At 39.3% G+C, this 18,437-nt stretch carries 14 protein-coding genes and 1 pseudogene; 13 read left to right on the top strand and 2 right to left on the bottom strand.

What is annotated here, in order from left to right; translation table 11 throughout:
* Positions 1-94 precede the first annotated feature (94 nt).
* The 3 genes from rsfS (at position 95) to QYZ87_00510 (ending at position 4,687) form a co-directional block, all read left to right on the top strand.
* A complete protein-coding gene (gene rsfS, locus QYZ87_00520; protein ID MDN4753021.1) occupies positions 95-466 on the top strand; it encodes a ribosome silencing factor in 372 nt (123 codons plus the stop codon).
* A 126-nt stretch (positions 467-592) separates the two neighbouring features.
* Positions 593-2,620, top strand: coding sequence for an ATP-dependent zinc metalloprotease FtsH (ftsH, locus tag QYZ87_00515; GenBank protein ID MDN4753020.1), 2,028 nt, complete (start codon positions 593-595; stop codon positions 2,618-2,620).
* A 213-nt stretch (positions 2,621-2,833) separates the two neighbouring features.
* Positions 2,834-4,687 (top strand): ABC transporter ATP-binding protein, encoded by a 1,854-nt coding sequence (locus QYZ87_00510; GenBank protein ID MDN4753019.1) that lies wholly within the window; start codon positions 2,834-2,836, stop codon positions 4,685-4,687.
* Between the two features lie 419 nt (positions 4,688-5,106).
* On the opposite strand, the gene QYZ87_00505 is transcribed toward QYZ87_00510, so the two are convergent.
* On the bottom strand, positions 5,107-7,161 hold the full coding sequence (locus QYZ87_00505) for a S9 family peptidase (protein MDN4753018.1): 2,055 nt from the start codon (positions 7,159-7,161) through the stop codon (positions 5,107-5,109).
* Positions 7,162-7,299: 138 nt separating this feature from the next.
* Between QYZ87_00505 and QYZ87_00500 the strand changes: the two genes are divergently transcribed.
* The 7 genes from QYZ87_00500 to QYZ87_00470 all read left to right on the top strand — a co-directional run bounded on the left by QYZ87_00500 (position 7,300) and on the right by QYZ87_00470 (position 13,798).
* A complete protein-coding gene (locus QYZ87_00500) occupies positions 7,300-7,776 on the top strand; it encodes an SPOR domain-containing protein (GenBank protein ID MDN4753017.1) in 477 nt (158 codons plus the stop codon).
* A 93-nt stretch (positions 7,777-7,869) separates the two neighbouring features.
* Positions 7,870-8,916 carry a UDP-N-acetylmuramate dehydrogenase gene (murB, locus tag QYZ87_00495; GenBank protein MDN4753016.1) on the top strand — a complete coding sequence of 349 codons (1,047 nt, stop codon included), beginning with the start codon at positions 7,870-7,872 and terminating at the stop codon, positions 8,914-8,916.
* A gap of 15 nt (positions 8,917-8,931) precedes the next feature.
* A complete protein-coding gene (locus QYZ87_00490; protein MDN4753015.1) occupies positions 8,932-9,699 on the top strand; it encodes an MBL fold metallo-hydrolase in 768 nt (255 codons plus the stop codon).
* Positions 9,699-10,625 carry a tRNA epoxyqueuosine(34) reductase QueG gene (gene queG, locus QYZ87_00485; GenBank protein ID MDN4753014.1) on the top strand — a complete coding sequence of 309 codons (927 nt, stop codon included), beginning with the start codon at positions 9,699-9,701 and terminating at the stop codon, positions 10,623-10,625. Before QYZ87_00490 ends, queG begins: the two co-directional genes overlap by 1 nt.
* A 297-nt stretch (positions 10,626-10,922) precedes the next feature.
* Complete coding sequence (locus QYZ87_00480; protein MDN4753013.1) at positions 10,923-11,510, top strand: FKBP-type peptidyl-prolyl cis-trans isomerase; 588 nt, start codon at positions 10,923-10,925, stop codon at positions 11,508-11,510.
* Between the two features lie 37 nt (positions 11,511-11,547).
* Positions 11,548-12,393: an FKBP-type peptidyl-prolyl cis-trans isomerase gene (locus tag QYZ87_00475; protein ID MDN4753012.1), complete on the top strand. Its 846-nt coding sequence runs from the start codon at positions 11,548-11,550 to the stop codon at positions 12,391-12,393.
* A gap of 319 nt (positions 12,394-12,712) precedes the next feature.
* Positions 12,713-13,798 (top strand): hypothetical protein, encoded by a 1,086-nt coding sequence (locus QYZ87_00470; GenBank protein ID MDN4753011.1) that lies wholly within the window; start codon positions 12,713-12,715, stop codon positions 13,796-13,798.
* A gap of 111 nt (positions 13,799-13,909) precedes the next feature.
* On the opposite strand, the gene QYZ87_00465 is transcribed toward QYZ87_00470, so the two are convergent.
* Positions 13,910-15,034 (bottom strand): IS5 family transposase, encoded by a 1,125-nt coding sequence (locus QYZ87_00465; GenBank protein MDN4753010.1) that lies wholly within the window; start codon positions 15,032-15,034, stop codon positions 13,910-13,912.
* A gap of 131 nt (positions 15,035-15,165) precedes the next feature.
* On the opposite strand from QYZ87_00465, the pseudogene QYZ87_00460 reads away from it, so the two are divergent.
* From QYZ87_00460 to argS, 3 genes and pseudogenes are all read left to right on the top strand, one after another.
* Positions 15,166-15,609 (top strand): annotated as a pseudogene (locus QYZ87_00460) (agmatine deiminase family protein).
* Positions 15,610-16,255: 646 nt separating this feature from the next.
* Positions 16,256-16,609 carry an aspartate 1-decarboxylase gene (locus QYZ87_00455; protein ID MDN4753009.1) on the top strand — a complete coding sequence of 118 codons (354 nt, stop codon included), beginning with the start codon at positions 16,256-16,258 and terminating at the stop codon, positions 16,607-16,609.
* Positions 16,610-16,618: 9 nt separating this feature from the next.
* The gene (gene argS, locus QYZ87_00450) at positions 16,619-18,433 is read left to right on the top strand and encodes an arginine--tRNA ligase (GenBank protein MDN4753008.1); all 1,815 of its coding nucleotides are present in this window, start codon (positions 16,619-16,621) and stop codon (positions 18,431-18,433) included.
* Positions 18,434-18,437: the final 4 nt, after the last annotated feature.

The raw sequence follows: 18,437 nt of genomic DNA, 5'->3' as shown, positions 1-18,437 counted from the left end.
GCACAGATTTTGTTAGTACATTTATTGGATCTCCCTTTAATTATGTATTTTTGTAAGAATTTAGTGAACTAATAATATATTAAGAGATAGATATTTGAAAACTACAGTTGAAGATAACACTAAGATGCTGGTTGCAGCGATAGTGGATGGTATAAGAGAAAAGAAAGGCAAGAATATTTCAATCCTTGATATGAGAGGGGTGGATGATGCTATCTGTGATTATATGGTAATAGGTGAGGGGAATACACCGATACAAGTAGATGCGATAGAGGATTCTATATGGGATATTGTTCATTCAAGACTAAATGAAAAGCCTATTCATGAGCATAAAGGGGTAGGGGAGTGGATTGCTATGGATTATTCTGATGTTATTGTGCATCTCTTTATCCCTGAGTTAAGAAGCTACTACAATATAGAGGGTCTTTGGTCTGATGCAGATATTCAGTTTTTACCAGACGAAGAGTAACCTTCTGACTTTCATAACAAATGATGTATGGCAATTAATAATAATAAAAATAATTCTAACAAGGGGGGAACTCCCTTAAAGAAACCTTTTAATAAAAGGCCAAATCTAAGCTGGATATATCTGCTAATGCTGTTAATGTTAGCAGGTGTATGGCTTTTCACAGATGATGCAGCAGTAGAAAAGATTGAGTGGAGTCGTTTTCAGAAGATGATGAGCGAAGATCTTTTCCAAGAGATGACTGTATATAGCGAGACTGGTAAGGTCACCGCTGTCGTGAAAAAAGATAAGCAGCAGGAGCTGGAAAGTTACGGAGTAACCCTCCCAACCAGAAGGGATGGTAAGCCAACTCTTCTGACGGTGGTCAAGTTAGAAACCGCTATGCCTGGTGCTGTAGCTTTTAATAATCTTTATCAGGAGCTGATGAAGGGGGATAAACCTATATCGGCAAAGGTGTCATATATTAATCAATCCTCAACCTTCTGGAAGTTGCTTGTCAATTTATTGCCTTTTCTACTTATTATCGTATTCTGGGTGTGGATGACCCGAAGGCTTTCAGGCGGTATGGGCGGAACTGGTGGCGGTAATTCAGGTATCTTTAATGTTGGGAAGTCAAAGGCACAGCTCTTTGACTCCGAGAATAAAGTGAAGGTCTCTTTCAAGGACGTTGCTGGATTATCTGAAGCCAAGCAAGAGGTCGAGGAGATTGTTCACTTTCTTAAGGAGCCTCAGAAATACACTCAATTGGGAGGAAAGATCCCTAAGGGTGCACTCTTAGTAGGGCCTCCTGGAACTGGGAAAACTCTTTTGGCGAAGGCTGTAGCGGGAGAGGCTAATGTCCCTTTCTTTTCACTTTCAGGTTCGGACTTCGTAGAGATGTTCGTAGGAGTGGGAGCTAGTAGGGTGCGCGATCTATTTAAAACAGCGAAAGAAAAAGCTCCATGTATTGTATTTATTGATGAGATTGATGCGATTGGTAGAGCAAGAGGCAAAAATGCAGGGTTTGGAGGTAATGACGAGCGAGAGAATACTCTTAATCAGTTGCTGACTGAGATGGATGGCTTTGATACCAATAGCGGCGTGATTATGTTGGCAGCAACTAATAGAGCTGACATTCTAGACAAGGCACTCTTAAGAGCGGGGCGTTTTGATAGACAAATCCATGTGGATCTACCTGACATTAATGAGAGAAAGGAGATTTTCGAGGTACACATGCGTCGATTAAAGATGGACGAAACTGTGGATAAGGATTTATTGGCTAGACAGACACCTGGATTTTCAGGTGCTGATATTGCGAATGTCTGTAACGAAGCTGCTCTCCATGCAGCTAGAGCTAATAAGAAGTTTGTTCAGAAGAGCGACTTTATGAGTGCTATTGATCGTATCGTAGGTGGTCTGGAAAAGAAAACCAAGATTACGACTGATGAAGAAAAACGTGCGATTGCCGTTCATGAAGCAGGTCACGCTACTATCAGCTGGCTATTAGAGTATGCCAATCCTCTTATCAAAGTGACTATTGTACCAAGAGGTAGAGCTTTGGGTGCAGCTTGGTATTTACCTGAGGAGAGACAAATTACCACAACAGAACAGCTACTGGATGAAATGTGTGCGACGTTAGGTGGTAGGGCTGCTGAAGAGGTAACGTTTGGGCGGATATCTACGGGTGCTGCAAATGACCTAATGAAGGCCACGAGAATGGCACAGGCCATGGTGACTTATTTCGGTATGAGCGAAAAGTTACCTAATATCAATTATGAAGATAATCAGAATGAGTATGGCTTTACTAAGCCATATAGTGAGGAGACGGCTAAGTTAATCGATCAAGAGGTTCTTGAGATTATTAATAAGCAATATGCAAGAGCTAAGCAAATTCTGATAGAGAATAGAGAAGGGCATAAATCGATTGCGGATCTATTATACACTAAAGAGGTTATCTTTACTGAAGATGTAGAGGCTGTCTTAGGCAAACGTCCGTGGAAGTCAAGAGCAGATATGGTATTAGATGCTCAAAAAAGAGAGAATGAGGCTCGCGAAAAAGAAACTCGTGAAAAAGAGGGTGTTGACACACCATCAGAGCCATCTAACACGATACCAGATACGGATGGGGATAAGCCTAGTGAGCGTTCTACAGAATCACCTTTTCTGAACAATGATTAAGAGTCATTGGACAGATGATTATAATGAATATAAGTGCGGATGTATCATTGTGTGCATCCGCACTTTTTTGTACTGGTAAAGATGGGTAATTATCATGTCTTATATGAGGTTTACATATGAGATACATTAGAAGGTGGTATATTTAGTCTTATCAGTTAAGCTTAAGTATATTCATTTTGTTTATCTTTGCTCGGAAAATAAATAGAAGATTAAATGAAGCAACTATTCAATACCCTTAAGAGATTTATTCCACCATACAAATGGTATGTTGTGGGCAATATTATTTTTAATATTTTTACTCCGCTACTTAACTTATTAGCGTTTTCTCTGATTATTCCTATTCTGAATATTCTCTTTGAGTTGGATAAGACCGTCTATAGTTTTATCCCATGGGATTCTATTCAGCTATTTTCTCAGGGTGGCTTGGATAGGTGTGCTGATGTGATGAAGAATAATTTTTTCTATTATGTTACGCAATTGATTTCAGATTATGGAACCTCTAATACTCTGATCATTTTGGGTGTTTATCTGGTCTTTATTACTTTCCTAAAAGTTGGTTCAGCATACCTTAGCTTCTTATGTATGATCCCTGTTCGTACCGGAGTGGTGCGTGATATCCGTAATCAGATGAATCAAAAGATTATGGAATTACCATTAGCCTTTTTTGGAGACGAGCAGAAGGGCGATATTATAGCACGTTTTACTGGGGATGTCGGAAATATACAGAATTCCATTGTTAGTTCGTTAGAGTCATTAATCAAAAACCCATTGATGATTATTATCTCATTGGCAGCTATGATTATGATTAGTCCTCAACTCACTCTCTTTGTGTTGATCGTATTACCGATTGCAGGTTTAGTGATGGGTAGGGTTGGAAAGAAACTGAAGCGAGAGAGTACGACTGCACAGACACAATGGGGGGGCTTAATTAGTTCAATAGAGGAGACTCTAGGTGGTCTGAGAATAATTAAAGCTTTTCATGCGGAAAAGGTTATAGACAAGCGTTTTCGAAAAATCAATGATGAGTTTCGTAAGACAGAGAATTCTGTAGAGCGTCGATTGCAGCTTGCTCATCCAGTTAGTGAACTATTGGGAACAGCTACGATTGCAGTTGTTTTATGGTATGGGGGGATGCTTATACTTGGTGGAACAGAAAGCTTAGATGCTAGTACCTTTATCTACTATCTAGTCATTTTTTATAGTATCATTAATCCAGCTAAGGATTTATCTAGAAGTACATACGCCATTCAGCGTGGATTTGCTTCTTTGGATAGAGTTGATATGATTCTAAAGGCTACGAATAACTTACCTGACCCCTCTAATCCTAGAGAGCTAACTTTTGAAGACAAAATCGCATTTGAGAATGTTTCATTTAGGTACAAAGAAGCATGGGTGCTTAAGGATATTAACTTGACAATTAATAAGGGTGAAACAGTAGCTATTGTTGGATCTAGTGGCTCGGGTAAAAGTACGTTGGTGGATCTCCTTCCTAGGTTTCACGATGTAAAGAAAGGTCGTATCACTATAGATGGGATAGATATACGCGAAGTTACTGCTCTAGATCTTAGAAAGATGATGGGTAATGTCAATCAAGAAGCTATCTTATTTAATGAGACCGTTCATAACAATATAGCGTTTGGTAACCATGATGCCAGCCGAGATGATGTGATTGAAGCGGCTAAGATTGCCAATGCTCATGAGTTCATCACTGAACTACCTAATGGATATGATACAAATATTGGAGATAGAGGTGGAAAATTAAGTGGTGGTCAGAGACAGCGAATCAGTATTGCAAGAGCCGTGCTGAAGGATCCTTCTATATTAATTCTTGACGAAGCGACCTCTGCATTGGATACGGTTTCGGAAAGAGCTGTCCAAGAAGCATTGGAGCGTCTAATGAAAGATCGAACTACCATTGTTATCGCTCACCGACTATCTACGGTGACTGATGCGGATAAGATTATTGTATTGGACGAAGGACGGATCGTTGAGGTCGGAACACACGTAGAGCTTATGGCGTTGAATAGGCAGTATGCCAATCTGGTGGCGATGCAATCACTGTCTTGATAAAGCTTAATTGAGAATAATAACAATAAATCATAACATCGGTTCTTATTTATAGAACCAAAAATTATTCTGTTCTAGTTATTATGTAGAGCAATGATGATGATTGGGTATGTGATAATGTTCTTTATTCTTCTGCCTCATTCAATGTGCTGTTACAGCAGATAAGGGTATTTAGTGCATCAAGTCGTTATACCTGAGTTTCCATACAAATAGGTAAGACTATGGGTCCATCACTTTATTTATCCCTAATTTAATATCCTTCGCTTCTATTTTGATATTAATCTCAAGAAGATTATTTTCGTTTGGTGCGTATGGATAATTAATTAAAAGAGAACGTCAGGAAACATTTGTCTCCTGACTTTCTCTTTTATTATGTGTCTATTGGTGAAGAATTTTTACCTGACACTTATAATTTCTAATTACTTCTTCAGCCAGCGGTCCATCCAGTCGAACCAAGTGCGATAGAAGAGCACACCATTTTGTGGTTGTAGGATCCAGTGACTTTCGTCAGGATAATATAGCATACGAGCTGGAATACCACGGAGTTTGGCTGCATCAAAGGCTTGAAGCCCCTGACTAGCTAGGATTCGATAGTCTCTATTACCGTGAGTAACGAGGATAGGAGTATCCCACTTAATCACATGACGGTGTGGAGAATTAGCATAAGTGTGGCGAGTGGTCTCATTATCTTCCCAATATGCACCACCCATATCCCAGTCTGCGAAGAACTTCTCTTCTGTCTCTAGGTATTGAGAATCAAAATTAAAGATCCCTGCGTGTGCAGCAAAGCTCTTAAATCGACCTTCGTGGTGTCCAGCTAGCCAATAAACAGTAAATCCACCATAGCTAGCTCCAGTAGCTCCAAGGCGATTCTCATCAACGTATGGCTCCTTAGCTACGGTATCAATAGCCATCAGAAGGTCCTTCATATTCTGACCTCCCCAATCACCAGAGATTTGCTCGTTCCATTCCTTGCCGAAGCCAGGTACACCACGTCTATTTGGTGCCACCATGATATAGCCATGAGAGGCAAAGGTTCGTAGGTTCCAACGGTAGCTCCAGAACTGGCTCACTGTGCTCTGTGGCCCACCTTGGCAATAAAGGATAGCAGGATACTGCTTGTTCTCGTCAAAGTTAGGTGGAAGAATAACCCATGTAAGCATCTTCTTACCATCCGTTGTGGTGATCCATCGTTTTTGAATCTCTACATTGGGAATGTCTTTAAGAAGGTCGTCATTTTCAGTGGTCAGTTTCACATCCTTGCCTTTCTTTAGGTCCATGGTATAGATGTCGGTTGGCTGCTTCATTGATTGCAAGCCATAGACTACCTGACGACCTGTACCAGAGAATGATGTTACATCAGCCATATCATAATTTGTGATCTTGGTTAGCTTCAGACCTTTCAGCTCTAAGTCAAAAAGATTATTTAGCCCCTGGTCGTTGGTAAGGAAGCGAATGCTCTTAGAGTCCTCCATCCAAGCGAACTGCTCCACGAAGTGCTCCCACTTTTCAGTTACATTGCTTTTCTTACCTGTTGCCAAATCCATGATGAATAGACGCTTAAGATCTGCTTCGTAACCATCACGCTCCATGCTGATCCATGAAATATATTTGCCATCAGGTGAGAATTGAGGGTCAGTATCGTATCCCATCATTCCCTCAGAGACATTCTTTGTGGTACCATTTTCAAGGTTATATAGGTAAATATCAGTATTAGTAGACTTCGCATAAGCCATACCTGTCAGCTTTTTACAACTGTAGGCGATAGTCTTACTATCTGGGCTCCAAGCCAATTGTTCGATACCGCCAAAAGGCTCTATCGGAAGCTCATACTTCTCATCGCCTAAGATATTAACTACTTCTTCTGATACCGTAAGATCCTTCTGTACATTTGCGACTAGAGATTGAGGTAGTTTCTTTACCCAATGATCCCAATGCTTGTACATAAGGTCGTCAAAGATTTCGCCCGAAATTTTATCCAGATCTGGATTCTCCTTATGAGCGATAGACTCATGATCAACAGCTCTGACGATAATTACCTTTGAAAGATCAGGAGAGAAACGGTAGTCATTGACATCAAAGTCAAAGTTAGAAATAATTCTCCTATTCGAACCATCATAATTCATAACCGCTAACTGTGCATGATCGCCAGTGGTATCAATGAAGGCAATCAAGTCCTTACCTAAGAATGTAGCAGAGTATCCATTCCCAGATGCTATTACCTTGCTACTTCCGGGGGTTGAAATTTTTCCGATTAGGATTTCACTTTTACTATTATTCTCTTTTAGGTTCGGCAAAGAACGACTATAGAGAAATTGTTTTCCATCAGGCGACACTTCAGGTCCCGAAATTCTGTAGAGCTGCATCATCACTTCAGGTGTAAAGCTCTTGTGTGCTTCCTGTGCACTTGCATTTGCTGTTCCTAGCATAATCATCAGCATCCCTAGTAAGATGCCCTTAAATTTTAGTCTCATTTGTTCGTAAAAAATGTTTATCTATTTCAATATACTATTCTTAGATTGCGAAATTACAAAATAAAAGTCTAAATTTGTGGGAAAAGTGGTGCGAAGCCATAATATTTTATGTAATAAGACGAATAATTTACATTTACAATGAAGAAGAAAGTAGTAATAGGGCTATTTGCTCTAGCAATGGTTGCAGGTTTTAGCTCATGTAAGCCAAAACAAAGTGCCTATAAGGCTGTGTATGAGAAGGCACAAAAACAGCGTGAAATCGCTGCTATGCAAGAGGATCAAGAAAAGGATGAGATTATTCCTGTTGTTTCCTCTGAGAATGTTGATGTTCGACCTGAGAAGGTTGTCGTGGCTCAAGGGGAAAATGCTGATGGTCTTCGTATGTACAGTGTGGTTATTGGTAGCTTCCTAAATGCTACTAATGCACGTTCACTTAAGGACCGTATGGCATCTGAGGGTTTTAATCCTATTCTAGCTCAGAATGAACAAGGTATGTATCGTGTAATTGTTACTAGCTTTGATAATAAGGTCGATGCCGTACGTAGCCGAGACTCTATTAAGAGTATGTACACTCCAGCGTTCCAAGATGCTTGGATTTTAGAGCGAACCTTCTAATTTATAATTAAGAAAATATGACACGAAGTGAAATCCTAGGATACGTTAGCGTGTCCTAGGTCTCTTTGTGTTTCTGATTTATCACTCATTTCAATGAAAATTTCACCAAGTTACCAACTAAAGTCTCATAATACATTCGGTATTGCTTGCCAGACAAGTTACTATATGGAGATAGAAAGTAAAGAAGATGCTATGATATTGCATCAAGACGAATATTTTCGCTCTCTACCATTTCTTATATTAGGAGGAGGTAGTAACATGCTCTTCATTGGCGACTTTAAGGGTGCTGTCTTGCATTATTCGGGCAAAAATATTGATTTACTGCGTGATACTCCTGATCAACAGGTATGGAGAGTCGAGGCTGGGACGAACTGGCATGACTTGGTTATGGATACAGCTCAGAAGGGACTTTGGGGAATTGAAAATCTTGCCCTTATTCCAGGAGATGTTGGAGCTGCAGCTGTCCAAAATATAGGTGCTTATGGTGCTGAAATCTCTCAAGTTATTGAGTCGGTTCATACCATCAATTTGGTAACTGGAGAAGAGCAGGTATGGTCTCCAAATGAGATTAGTTATGCTTATCGTTATTCTATTTTCAAAGAAAAAACAATGCGGCACTTTATGGTTTATGCCGTTGATTTAAGATTAAGTAAGGAGCCACATCCTATTCTCAATTATTCAGGACTCCATACTCTCCATGATGATCCTGCTCTTACCTCTCTTAGAGTTGCTGAGGAGGTGATAAGAATACGTCAAGAAAAACTTCCCAATCCAGATGAACTTCCCAATGCGGGTAGTTTCTTTATGAATCCTATAGTTGATGGACACACCTTCTTGACCATGCTGGATCAGTACCCAGACCTTCCTCACTATGTTATTTCAGAGCAAGAATTCAAGATTCCTGCTGCGTGGCTTATTGAACAGGTCGGAATGAAAGGCGTGAAGGATGGGGAGGTTGGCACTTATCCTAAGCAACCACTCGTTATTGTCAATTATGGCACAACAATAGGGCGTGACATCGTTAATTTTTCAGAGAAAATACAGCATGCTGTATATCAGAAGTTTGGCATTCAGCTTCATCCTGAAGTACGTTTTATATACTCTGCTGAACAATATAACATCAATCAATTAGAGAATTAAATATTATTATATGATATGGGACGATTAACCTTTCTTGGCACTGGGACCTCCACAGGTATTCCAGAAATAGGTTGTAGCTGTCATACTTGCTCATCTACCGATTCTCGAGATAAGCGATTTCGTTCGTCAGGGTTGGTAGAGTATGGTGGTGAGACCATTTTATTAGATTGTGGCCCTGATGTCAGGGACCAATTGCTTCGAGAGAAAGTAAATCATTTAGACAGAATCTTAATCACACACGAGCATTATGATCATTGTGGTGGCTTAGATGACATTCGTCCGCTATTCTGGAAAATGAATACTTGTCCTATTCATGCGGAGCCTAATGTCCTAAGTGCTTTTAAGACTCGGATGCCCTATGCTTTCTCAGAGAATAGGTACCCTGGAGTTCCTGAGTTGGTTGTGGAAGAAGTCTTTCCAAATCAGCCGATCAAATTGAAAGATGGCTTTTATATAGAGCCATTTAGAGTGATGCACGGACGATTACCTATCGTTGGGTATCGATTTGGAGATTTAGCATGGATAACAGATTGTAAGACTCTGTCCGAGGAAACCATTATGTCTCTCAAAGGCATCCCAACATTAGTGATTAATGCCCTTCGTCTATATGAACATCCAGCTCATATGTCAGTCCAAGAAAGTCTCCAGATGATTGAGCGAATCCAACCAGGTAGAGCATATCTGATACACTTTGCACATACTATCGGCCGCCATGAAGAGATTGCCGCCCGTTGTCCAGAAGGTGTTGTGCCTGCATACGATGGGCTACAAATAGACTTTTGATGTCTCTTGAATCTCAAATCACAGATGTCGCACAGCGATTGCATGTTGATGCGATTGGATTTGTTCCTTTAACACGGGGAGTTAGCTCTTCCACCGAACATATTTATTCCAAGTGGCTAGAGCAAGGAAAGCACGGCTCTATGAGTTATCTCGAAGAGCATTTATCCTTACGTCTAAACCCTCAAAAGCTACTCGAGGGAGCTAGATCTGTTATTGTTATCGCCATTTCGTATTATCCCCAGAAGCTACAACCTATATCCGCTCCTCAGATTGCAAAGTACGCTCTGGGTAGGGATTATCACAAAGTTATCCGAAAGCTGCTAAAGAACTTTGGCGATGCTATCAATGATGAAGTAGCCCCTCATGAGTATAGAGCGATGGTTGATACCGCACCGTTCTTCGAAAGATATTGGGCTGAACAGTCTGGTATAGGCTTCATTGGTCGGCACCATAACCTAATCATCCCTAGGGTAGGGAGCTTTGTCTTTTTGGGTGAGCTTCTGACTACTCTTGAGTTAAATGGAACCACTCAAACACATGTGGGATGTGGTGCTTGCCGTAGATGTATTGAGGCATGTCCCACGGGAGCTCTTTCAGATGGACTTATGGATGCCCGAAGGTGTATCAATTATCTAACAATTGAGCATCGTGGTGAAATCCCTGCTGAATTGAGTCCTTTGTTTGGAACACGCTTGTATGGTTGTGATACATGTCAAAACGTATGTCCCTACAATCGCTCCCCTCATTCGGGATGCCATTTTATCCCATCATCCCGACTACTCCAACTGGATCGCTCTGATCTTGTAAACTTTACAGAAGAGAGGTATGCCCATATCTTCTATGGCTCCGCTTGTACCCGAGCTAAGTACGAGGGGATGTCACGTAATGTGTCGATCTATCTCAAAAATAATCCTCCTGTGAAGTAAATATTTATGTTCTTTCTCCTCTGAATTATTTCAATACATTGAGCTGAGATTTACGGTAGGGCAATCATGTATTTTAAAATTAAAGGGGACTATTTATTATTTGAAAATACATATACCGCTTCAAAGAGCTATATATCCATAATTCATATTATAGCACTTCTAAGAAACTGATATGAGCTAAACTATTTTTTTTCTATTTCTTTACCACCTTATCCATAGGCTAAATATTGTGTAATGACTAATTTTGGCTACCTTTGTGTGAAATTATTGTGATAACAAAAAATATAAAAAGATTAAATGGATAAGATTAGCTACGCATTAGGGCTAAGCATTGGAAATAACTTCACTGCTTCGGGGATTAATGAGATAAATGTTGAAGACTTTGCTAAAGGAATATCTGATGTGCTTGATAAAAAAGAGCTAGAGATGTCATACGATGAAGCAAAGGCAGTTATTAATGAATATTTTACTCGTTTGCAGGAAGAGAAGTTTGAGAATAATAAAGCTGCAGGTGCTGAGTATTTACTAATAAATGGCAATAAGAGGGGAGTAACTACATTGGATTCGGGCGTTCAGTATGAAGTCTTGAAAAATGGTGATGGTCAGAAACCATCTGTTACTGATAAAGTTCGCTGTCACTATCACGGTACATTGATAAATGGTACCGTATTTGATAGCTCTATTCAACGTGGTGAGCCTGCTGTATTCCCTGTTAATGGTGTCATTATGGGATGGCAAGAGGTTTTACCTATGATGAGCGTGGGCTCCAAGTGGCGTGTTACTATCCCGTACCAACATGCTTATGGAGAGCAAGGTGCAGGACAGATGATAGAGCCATATAGCACTCTTATCTTTGATATTGAGTTATTAGGCATAGAAAAGTGATAAAAACATACATACTAAAATTTTAAATATTAAGGTAATGAAAAAATTAATGACAGTGATGTGTGTAGCATCAGCTTTTGCATTCTCCCTTACATCATGTAATAAGGGTGGAATTGATTCAAGTAAAGCTACACTCTCTAATTCAGCTGATAGTGCTGCGTATGCCTTAGGCGTTACTAATGGTTCTGGTCTGAAAATGAACTTTGAGAATAGTCCCGAAGAAGTGGATATCGATATGTTCTTGAAGGGCTTCAATGAGGGCATGAAAGGTAAGATGGAGGACATCTATATTTATGGTGCTCAGGTGGGTAGTCAGTTTAAGTCAGGGCTTGAAAAGTTCCCTGGAGGCAAGCTGGATTATGCATTGGTAGCCAAGGGTTTAGTGCACGCACTTAAGGATGCTGATGTCCAAATGACTAGTGAAGAAGCTAATGAATTCATTAGTGCTTATGTTCAGAAAGCAGAGCAAGAAGAGGTTGCTGACCTTGTAAAGGCTGATGAAGAATATATTGAAAAGCTTAAGGCAGATCCAGAGGTTAAGGTCACTGAGAGCGGATTGATGTATAAGATTACAGAACTAGGTGATGGCGAAAAGCCAACTGCTGAGGATACTGTAGTATGTCATTACGAAGGTTCACAGGTTAATGGCGAAGTCTTTGATTCATCATACGAACGCGACGAGCCAGCTACATTCCCACTTAATGGTGTGATCAAAGGATGGACTGAAGGTTTCCAATTGATGCCAGTTGGTTCTAAGTTTACGCTATATATACCAGGCGAATTAGCTTATGGTCCACGTAATGCCCAAAGTAGTCGACCATCAGGTCTTTTGATTTTCAAATGTGAGTTACTTGAGATCAAGAAGGCTTCTGAAAGCAAGTAAGTTCTATTAAACTAGATAAACGAGAGAGCTCTCCAGAACAGGATTAATCCTGTTCTGGAGAGCTTCTTTATTTCCTACCTATCTGTAGGTGAATCTTAGAGTATTACTAGCTCATGTATGACTTTAATTAATTCCTATTTTGCTATTACAAAATATGTCGTTTCAATATGTTAATTGTTGAAAATTAGAAAATCATATGTAAACAATTACTTCTGAATGATATGAGCAATATGATTAGCGTTTCAGGAATAACAAGACACAAAATATTATATTTGCTACATTAAAATGATTTGTTAAATCTTGCGATGTATTTATAATTATGACACGATTAGAAAATAGACTCAGGCAATTTACAGAATATGGACTAACAGAAGAAGAGAGGCAAGTTGTTTTAAGTGGAAAAGAACCTCCTATTTCGTTTGTTGAAATCGCAAAGGAAATTCTGGATGGATGTTTCCTTATTGAGTCTAAGGGTGCAAGTGTCAAAATTATACCTACGATTGTAGAAATGTATTATCACGAAGAAAATGATTCCATAAAAGACCATATTGTATATCATCGTAATAATGAAAAATTTACATCACGTCCTTGCTTCAATTTGGGTATGTTGCACAGTCACAATTCAGGAATTGACATTGCATTTGAGTTTAATGGGTCACAAGGGGTTTGTCGAGCATCAGCTTTAATACGTGCTTTTCGTATAGTCGATGGGAGCTGTAATGAAAGCCTAGAAATAAAGACTCCTGATAATCGATCAACATATTTTATAAAAGCACTTTTAGGGCAGTTCTCAATCTTTGATGGTTATCAGATAAGATGGTCTGATACCGAACGTCATTCATCAACAGCTGATGTTTCTTTTTCTAAACGCATTGGAATGGATAAAAGGAATAGTAGTAGTGAAGAAGTATTTGAAGCCCAAAGACTATGGAATTTTAGATTAATGATGAATGACCGTAATACAAATATAGTCTTCGTATCTGAATGGCTAGCGGATTCCAAACATGGGCATCCAGTTTTCTTTAGAGAATTAATAAAAGCGTTTAAGGAGAATGGTGTTAGTTATGACACATTATCTAAGAAAGATACAAATGATTATTGGGTGAGGGATTTTATGCCAATACAATTGTCTGATGGCGAATTTTTAAAATATAAATACGAGCCTGATTATCTAATAGGAAAATATAAGGATACCATATCTAAGTGCTATAAAGCCTGTGCTACATTGCAATTAAAATGCAGAGAGACCAGCATAAAAATGGAAGGAGGAAATGTGGTGATATGTGGTAACAAAATTGTGATGACGGATAAGGTCTTTACAGATAATGGCAAAGAGAAAAATGATAAAGAATTCATACTCGAGCTAGAGAGAGACTGTTGCACATTCGAGTTTAGACGTTTTTGACTGACTTTTTGCAGATTTTCGTCTTGTCTTTCTTGAAAAATCGCCTTGTTTTTTGATTATTCTCCTCTGTAAAAGCTCTAAATATGAGCTTTTACAGAGGATTTCTAGTACTTATCTCATAACAAGTGCTCCTCTTATAGAGGCTTCTTCATTTTTCAATAATGTATTGAGGTATAACTGGGGAGCTCTTTTGATGTTGTAGCAAATGGCTTCAAGTATATTTTGTGCATGCGTCTTAGCTAACCCTCGATATCGGCACCTCCCTCCGTGAAACCAGCGCCTGATACTTCCAAAAGTACGCTCAATTTTATTTCGATACTGGCTTATCTGTCGGTTGAATTCTTTATCTTTATCACTAAGTGGCTTCCCCTTTGTCGCTTTTCTCATTATCCCATCTTTGAGCCCGTGACCAGATAAATGTTCTCTATTGGCCTTGGAGGTGTACCCTTTATCGGCTAATACCATTACTCCTTTTTGAAGGGCTCCTTTCTCTATGAGAGTTGGAAATTCTGTGGTGTCTGAGACATTGGCAGATGTGGTGGTAAGGGTATGCACAAGTCCTTCACCGTCTGTCAAGACATGTTTCTTGTACCCATATCTAAACTTCTTACATTTTACCACCCAGCGAGCTTCAGTATCCACACCTAGTTTCGCGCTACCCACTTTTACTTGATAGCTCCGCTCTTCCTCTTTAGCTTCTTCGCTTCTGGTGTCCTCTCTATCCTCGGCGACTTCTATCTTGACAGAACCATCGGGGGCATATGGGCTATCAACTATACTTGCATCAACCAATGCTCCCGTCTCAATCTTCATAATCCCATGGCGTTGTAGCTGCTTATTGAGAAGGCTCAAAAGTTTATCCCACAAGCCTTTCTCTACAATCGCATTGCGAAAACGACAAATGGTGCTGTGATCGGGAGAGACGTGTTCCATATCAATGTCAAGAAACTTACCAAAGCTGATGGAGTCGTTAATACGTTCTTCAACGGCTCGGTCACTCAAATTATACCACGTCTCTAAAAGCAGGATCTTAAACATTAGGACTCCATCATAAGTAGGTTCGCCTTTCGCTTCAGCTCTCTTATTTAGCTTTTTATTTATGAGCGTTTGAAATGGTCTCCAATCAATGAGTTTGTCAATTTGCTCTAGAAACTCATTGCGTGCTCTAGAACTTCTCAATTCGGTAAACACCTCAGTAAATGAGGGTGCATTGTTGCTCGTTTGCTTGAATCCCATAACTATTGTCGCTATAAATCAATACTATATTCTCCCCTTAATTACACACTAAAGATACTAATAATCAATGATATACGCAATAATTTTAGCCGGTTTTTCGTGCAACATTCTCAGAGAAGGCTTTTGGTGGGCGAAAAGTCATAATTATACCATGGTCAAACCCCGGAACTAATGATGTTGATTCTAAAATAGATGTATATGGCCATGCTGATGGCTTTATCAGGTATGCTGGTGATAATCGCATATTAATGTCTGCACATCACATGCAAAACGAAGAGGAAGCATCAGCTATTAAAACTGTATTATCAAATAATGGGTTTGAAATCATCGAAATGGATTTTAGTCAAGTCCCTTTGGATAGTCTGAACTTTGATTTAAATTGGGCTTATATTAATTTCTTACAGGTTGGAGATAAGATTTTTATGCCATATTTCGATGGACTAAAAGAAAATGAGATAGCACGTCAGTATATACAAGATGCGTTTCCAGACAGCAAAATCATTCCTATCGAAATGAGTGATATTGCTCGGGAGGGTGGAGCTTTACATTGCTTGACGTGGAATATTAAAGAGTGAGCTACTTAATTATGTCTTATCATTGATATAAATAGATTATGACAGGATTGACGTTCGTTTTACGAGTTCTTATGTGAGGCTAAAAATAGATATGATGATCTATCCCCTGCTAGCTTTATGATCTATCTATGTATCATTGTGTTGATGTTTCATTTACTGGACTCAATATCTATCTTTTATGAAGGTTTTTACCAAAAAGCATTGGTTGGCTCATATCTTCACTTTTCTATCGAGATGGTTATTCATCTACATAAGTTAATAGGTGGGGGACGTCTTTGTTTAGCTTCAAATCTTCCTTTGCAATTAATTGGGTAGATAAAGCAGTTACTAGTAGGGCTGGATACTGTCGTTATATGTGAAAAGTATTTTGCCTAATTCTTTATGCTAAAAACAAATAAGAGCTTGGTAATTAGTAGAATTGATGCAATAAATCTGTATTGATATCCATTACTTTTTCCTAGATATCATAAAGTTGTATAATGATTTTTTATATAGAGTAGTAAGCCCGTGTAATCTAAATGTTTTATCCTTGGAGCTATCTCCATCTACGCCTATATTACTGGTACTTTTTTGTTATCTTTGCATTAGAAAACTGTACTCAGAGCATCCGTTGGTATGTCTCTGTAAACCAACAATAAATATTGATATGTTATTACATATGATGAAATCAAAGATCCACCGAGTAAAGGTTACTGATGCTAACCTTAACTACGTCGGTAGTATCACGATTGACGTGGATCTTATGGAAGCGGCTAATATCTTACCTAACGAAAAGGTACAAGTGGTCAATAATAATAACGGTGCTAGGATTGAGACCTACGTTATTGAAGGAGAACGTGGGTCAGGTACAATATGCCTTAACGGTGCGGCAGCACGTCATTTTCAATGCGATGATATAGTTCTTATTATTTCATACGCTATCATGGATGAAGATGAGGCCAAAAGTTTTACCCCAACCGTGATATTTCCTAATACAGATACTAACAAATTAGATAAATAAGAATAGACGATGGATCAATATAGAAAGATAGAAGAGGCGATGAGCGTTGCCTTAGCAGAGGCTTTGACACATCTATACGGAATAGAGTTCTCCGAGAAGACTTTCCTCTCACTATCCCCAACCAAGAAAGAGTTTGATGGACATTATACACTTGTAGTTTTTCCTTACCTCAAGCAGAGCCGTAAGTCACCAGAAGCTACAGCGGAAGAGGTGGGTCAATATGTCGTTGAGCATTATTCTCATTTGTTCAAAGCATATAATGTGGTCAAAGGTTTTTTGAATCTAGTACTGACAGAGGAGCTTTTCATCAATCAGCTACTTTCAATTTCTAAGCTGGATGACTATGGTAAAACAACCGTAGAAAGTGATGCCCCTCTCTATATGGTCGAATACTCTTCACCCAATACCAATAAACCACTTCACTTAGGGCATATCAGGAATAATCTGCTAGGGTATAGTATTTCGAAAATACTAGAGGCGAATGGCTATCGTGTGGTAAAGACCAATATCGTTAATGATAGAGGAATCCATATTTGTAAATCCATGCTAGCATGGCAAAAATGGGGCGATAATGTCACACCCCAAAGTGCTGGTAAGAAAGGGGATCATCTTATTGGTGACTTTTATGTTCTTTTCGACAAGCATTATAAGCAAGAATTACATGAGTTGCAGTCAAAGGGACTATCAGCAGAAGAGGCTGAAAAGCAAAGTACATTAATGAAGGAGGCGAGGGCTCTACTAAAAAAATGGGAGCAAGGTGATCCTGAGGTTATTCAGCTTTGGAAAACCATGAATGGCTGGGTATATGAGGGCTTTGATGAAACCTACAGGTTAATGGGTGTTGACTTTGATAAGATTTATTATGAAAGTGATACCTACTTGGTAGGTAAGAAGGAAGTCCTTAGAGGACTTGATGAAGGTCTCTTTGTTAAAGACCCAGATGGTTCGGTTTGGGCAGACCTGACAAGCGAAGGATATGATCGTAAGATACTTCTTCGTGCGGACGGCACCTCTGTATATATTACACAAGATATAGGTACTGCAAAACTACGCTTTGAGGATTATCCAATAGACCAAATGATTTATGTCGTGGGTAATGAACAGGACTACCACTTCCAAGTCTTGAGTATTATTCTAGATAAGCTTGGTTACTCTTTTGGTAAAGATCTTAAGCACTTTTCCTATGGTATGGTTGAATTACCACAGGGTAAGATGAAGAGTAGGGAAGGTACCGTCGTTGATGCCGATGATCTGATGGAGGAAATGATCTCTTCTGCTTACGAGCTGTCTTCTAGCCTTGGACACGTTGTAGAAATGGATGAAGAGGAGAGAAAAGATATGGCTAGGCGTGTAGGCTTAGGGGCACTTAAATATTTTCTACTAAAGGTAGAGCCTCGTAAGAACATGCTCTTTAATCCTGCTGAATCTATAGACTTTAATGGTAATACAGGTCCCTTTATTCAGTACACTTATGCACGTATTAAGAGTGTCATGAGAAAAGCAGAAAAGGCGAATGTAGAGATGATAAAGGACTTTGATGAAACCTTATCTATTTCAGACAAGGAAATGGCCCTTATCATGAGGCTCAATGATTTCCCTAATATTGTTAAGCAAGCTGGTAAAGATATGAACCCAGGACTATTAGCCAACTATGCATATGATCTAGGTAAGGAATATAATCAGTTCTACCATGATCATTCGATTTTGGGTGAAGATGTCAGCTCACCTGTTAAGGGCTTTAGACTACTCTTATCAGAGCAAACCTCTAAGGTTCTTTCTTCAGCGTTAGGGCTTTTGGGCATAGAGATGCCAGAGAGAATGTAACGAT

It is taken from the genome of Porphyromonadaceae bacterium W3.11, assembly GCA_030434245.1.
GTDB lineage: Bacteria > Bacteroidota > Bacteroidia > Bacteroidales > Porphyromonadaceae > Porphyromonas_A.
The sequence above is the reverse complement of the archived record's forward strand: the minus strand, read 5'-3'. Positions and strand labels throughout refer to the sequence as shown.

What these genes read in the sequence shown, in the direction of transcription:
- ftsH (MDN4753020.1), top strand. Translation starts at nt 593, where the DNA reads ATGCTGTTAATGTTAGCAGGTGTATGGCTTTTCACAGATGATGCAGCA.
- QYZ87_00510 (MDN4753019.1), top strand. Translation starts at nt 2,834, where the DNA reads ATGAAGCAACTATTCAATACCCTTAAGAGATTTATTCCACCATACAAA.
- QYZ87_00505 (MDN4753018.1), bottom strand. Translation starts at nt 7,161, where the DNA reads ATGAGACTAAAATTTAAGGGCATCTTACTAGGGATGCTGATGATTATG.
- QYZ87_00500 (MDN4753017.1), top strand. Translation starts at nt 7,300, where the DNA reads ATGAAGAAGAAAGTAGTAATAGGGCTATTTGCTCTAGCAATGGTTGCA.
- murB (MDN4753016.1), top strand. Translation starts at nt 7,870, where the DNA reads ATGAAAATTTCACCAAGTTACCAACTAAAGTCTCATAATACATTCGGT.
- QYZ87_00490 (MDN4753015.1), top strand. Translation starts at nt 8,932, where the DNA reads ATGGGACGATTAACCTTTCTTGGCACTGGGACCTCCACAGGTATTCCA.
- queG (MDN4753014.1), top strand. Translation starts at nt 9,699, where the DNA reads ATGTCTCTTGAATCTCAAATCACAGATGTCGCACAGCGATTGCATGTT.
- QYZ87_00480 (MDN4753013.1), top strand. Translation starts at nt 10,923, where the DNA reads ATGGATAAGATTAGCTACGCATTAGGGCTAAGCATTGGAAATAACTTC.
- QYZ87_00475 (MDN4753012.1), top strand. Translation starts at nt 11,548, where the DNA reads ATGAAAAAATTAATGACAGTGATGTGTGTAGCATCAGCTTTTGCATTC.
- QYZ87_00470 (MDN4753011.1), top strand. Translation starts at nt 12,713, where the DNA reads ATGACACGATTAGAAAATAGACTCAGGCAATTTACAGAATATGGACTA.
- QYZ87_00465 (MDN4753010.1), bottom strand. Translation starts at nt 15,034, where the DNA reads ATGGGATTCAAGCAAACGAGCAACAATGCACCCTCATTTACTGAGGTG.
- QYZ87_00455 (MDN4753009.1), top strand. Translation starts at nt 16,256, where the DNA reads ATGTTATTACATATGATGAAATCAAAGATCCACCGAGTAAAGGTTACT.
- argS (MDN4753008.1), top strand. Translation starts at nt 16,619, where the DNA reads ATGGATCAATATAGAAAGATAGAAGAGGCGATGAGCGTTGCCTTAGCA.